The sequence below is a fragment of the Vibrio sp. 10N.222.49.C9 genome (assembly GCF_041474985.1).
Classification (GTDB): Bacteria; Pseudomonadota; Gammaproteobacteria; order Enterobacterales; family Vibrionaceae; genus Vibrio; species Vibrio crassostreae_C.
Window position 1 is genome coordinate 1 of record NZ_JBFRVD010000939.1, and the last position, 275, is coordinate 275.

The 275-nt window shown below is 44.7% G+C and carries 1 protein-coding gene; it reads right to left on the reverse strand.

Features of this window, described 5'->3' with window-relative positions; genetic code table 11:
- The coding region (locus AB4585_RS26315) for a TonB-dependent receptor plug domain-containing protein (RefSeq protein WP_372171705.1) at positions 1 to 275 on the reverse strand (275 nt) is incomplete at both ends.

The following is a 275-nucleotide window of genomic DNA, read 5'->3' on the forward strand; positions in this document are numbered from 1 at the left end:
GATAGGTCAAAGTCATTCCCACGGAAAATAGCATTCGAAGAGCTGATTTTTCGACCATTAATCAGGATCATGGTGAACTTTGAGTCCATACCACGAATAGAGATCATCTCTCTACCAGCACGCCCACCATCCACTTGGCTCTCAACACCTGCGATATTCTTAACAAGATCATTAAGGGCTGTGCCAGGTTCTGCCATCAACTCTTCTTCTGTGATTACAGAGATGGTCGCTGGCGCTTCAATAACGGATGTTTCTGTATGTGTTGCTGTAACAAC